This is a genomic window from uncultured Clostridium sp., assembly GCF_934754915.1.
Taxonomy (GTDB): Bacteria; Bacillota; Clostridia; order Clostridiales; family Clostridiaceae; genus Clostridium.
Map to the genome: position 1 here is coordinate 1 of NZ_CAKVKB010000262.1, position 2956 is coordinate 2956.

Annotated in this window: 4 protein-coding genes; all 4 read right to left on the minus strand. The window is 27.3% G+C overall.

What is annotated here, in order from left to right:
* Positions 1-602: ABC transporter ATP-binding protein (locus tag Q0F58_RS18535; protein WP_294379399.1), on the minus strand; the 602-nt coding region annotated here is incomplete at its 3' end.
* A gap of 73 nt (positions 603-675) precedes the next feature.
* Complete coding sequence (locus Q0F58_RS18540) at positions 676-1629, minus strand: glycosyltransferase (protein ID WP_294379401.1); 954 nt, start codon at positions 1627-1629, stop codon at positions 676-678.
* A gap of 11 nt (positions 1630-1640) precedes the next feature.
* On the minus strand, positions 1641-2486 hold the full coding sequence (locus Q0F58_RS18545) for a glycosyltransferase (protein ID WP_294379403.1): 846 nt from the start codon (positions 2484-2486) through the stop codon (positions 1641-1643).
* The coding region (locus Q0F58_RS18550) for an SIS domain-containing protein (RefSeq protein ID WP_294379404.1) at positions 2483-2956 on the minus strand (474 nt) is incomplete at its 5' end. The genes Q0F58_RS18545 and Q0F58_RS18550, both read right to left, overlap by 4 nt.

The window sequence follows — 2956 nt, forward strand, 5'->3', positions numbered from 1 at the left end:
ATTGTCTTATCTGAATCTTTTAATTCTTTTAATTTACGATAACACTTTTCCTGGAAATGTTGATCACCTACAGCTAAGATTTCATCAATCAATAAAATTTCTGCATCCACATTAATAGCTACAGAGAAAGCTAAACGCATATACATACCAGATGAATATGTGCGAACAGGATGATCAATAAATTCGCCTAATTCACTAAAATCTATAATATCTTGAATACGAGCATCAATTTCTTTTTTTGTTAATCCAAAAATAGAAGCATTAAAATAAATATTTTCTCTACCCGTAAAATCCTGGTGAAAACCAGCACCCAATTCTAGTAAAGAAGTAAGCTTGCCATTGGTTTCAACGGTACCCTTATTTGGAAAAATAATTTTCGTCATCAATTTCAATAAAGTTGATTTACCAGAACCATTCGTACCAATTAAGGCAACTGTCTCACCCTTTTTAATATCCATATTAATATTCTTTAGTACTTCATGAATCTCAACATGACTCGTTTTCCAGAATAATAATTTATCTTTTAAAGTATGTGCTTTATCATAATCTACTTTAAATTGTTTATACATATTACGTACTTCAATCGCATTTTGTGGATCCATTTAAACACCTCAATTCGTTCTATCATAACTAAAGATATAATTACATACCATAATATTATACTACACACTAAAATCATTTTAAACAATATAACAAATCCATTATTCTACCCCGATATGTTTTTAATTTTTTATAATAACTATATCTATTTTGAAATAACAATTTAAAGAAACTCTTCTTTTTTAAATATACAATATGATTATGCATAAACAATTCTATATTGTTATATTCTTTAATATTTTCTAAATAAAAATCATTACAATTTATTTTTAAAATATCTAGCACATACAATGCATCTCTAGCCTTCTGATATCGTTCTTCAAATTGATATGCTCGATTTACATGAGTAGCAGTACCTTGATTCAATGTTGAAACACCAATTGAATTTTTATTATGAATTCTATATTCAAACAAAGGTTTATTCAAAAAATACATACCCCCATCTAAAGAACCATACAAGCTAATAATCCAATCATGAGGTATTCTGTCATCAAAATGATTTATAAAAAAATCTTTTGTACTTCTGTCCATTACAAGTGCACACCCTTGAAAATAATTTCCATAAATAAATTCATTCGAATTCACTTGAACTAAATCACCTGATTTTACTTCTTTATTATACAAATTATTATTTGAATAGCCTTTTTTTAATACGGTTGAAATTAAATTGTCATTTTCATCAATATAATCAAAAGAGCTCGATAGAACATGAATATCTTTATTAGACTCCATTATGGAAACCATTTCTTTGACTTTATCTTTTTTCCAAACATCATCCTGATCACACAAAAAAATAAAATCTCCATTACATAATTCCATAGCTTTTTTAAAATTTAATCTATAACCTAAATTTTCAGAATTCTCAACTATCTTTACATCATACTTTTCTAATAACTCAACTGTTTTATCGGATGATCCATCATCGCAAACTATAATTTCATCTACAGGCATACTCTGATTTAATATTGATTCAATTTGTTTTTCTATATATTTTTCACCATTAAATGTCGTCATCGCCACTGAAATCATAATTTCACCACCTAGTTATATAACGTTTTTAAAATAATATAATTCTCTATATAAATAAATTTTTTATATACTCGCATTAACCATAATAATAAAGGGTTCAATTTATAGTAATCTTTATAATATGTATAAAAGCTATCTAAAGTAATTTTTCTTTTCTTTACTTCTGAATTAAAAGATTTATTAATACTTACTGAATGATTGTGAATATATGATTCGTCAACCAATAATTTTGTAGTCATACCTTTATCTTTAAAATATTTCCCTATACAAGACTCTTCAAAAAACAAAAAAATATTTTCATCATATAATTTATTTGGAAGAACATCTGTTCTTATCATAAAAAATGAACCTTGTACACAATCAACATTTACAATTCCTTTTTGTAGATATTCATTTGAATACCACATAGGCCTAAACTTTTTATTCAAGATTTTTGACGAAAAAAGAAAATAATCCTTTACAGTTGGAACTTTCCAAGCTTCTGGAAGCTGTCTTTTTTTATCTGGTTGCATTGTTAATGGAGCAACAATTGCCGTGTTTTCATCAAATGCAGACTTCATTTTTAAAACAACATTTTCTTCAAACTCAACATCAGGATTTGCAATGATTATATAATCTACTAAGTCTTTTAAATAATCTATACCTATATTGTTACCATATCCGTAACCACCATTTTTTTCTGATTTAATAACATGAATCTTTTCGTTTTCTAATTCTTTTAATTGAACATACGAATTATCAGTTGAACAATTATCAACCACAACAATTTTGTCTATAGAATTCATAAATTGAATTTTCTTTAAAAAATCCATCGTAGTTTTTGCATCATTATAATTTAAAACAACACAACCAATCATTTGTCTTCTCCAAAAAAATGATCTTCTAACATCAAACACCAACAATGATAAATTGGTAAATGTAGTTCTTGAATCATATATGTTTCTGTTTCAGGTACTTTAACACAAACATCAGATACTGAATTCAATTCTCCACCATGAACTCCTGTAAGACCTAAAACCTTTATCCCTAAAGCTCTTGCCACAACTGTTGCACTCATTACATTCTGGCTGTTTCCTGAAGTAGATATACCTAAAAAAACATCACCTTTTCTACCAAAGCCATATAATTGTTGTGCAAATACACCAAGTCCATCAACATCATTGATATAAGCTGTTGTTAAAGCCTCATGAGCAACTAACGGAATAGCCATCAAAGGTCTTTCAAGATTCTTAGCTAAATTTTCACCTCGAACAGGATCAATTTCAATTAATCTATTTTTTAATTCACTGGGAATTGTTCTAGGTGTTTTAAAACGCTTCATTAATTC

What these genes read in the sequence shown, in the direction of transcription:
- Q0F58_RS18545 (WP_294379403.1), bottom strand. Translation starts at nt 2,486, where the DNA reads ATGATTGGTTGTGTTGTTTTAAATTATAATGATGCAAAAACTACGATG.
- Q0F58_RS18540 (WP_294379401.1), bottom strand. Translation starts at nt 1,629, where the DNA reads ATGATTTCAGTGGCGATGACGACATTTAATGGTGAAAAATATATAGAA.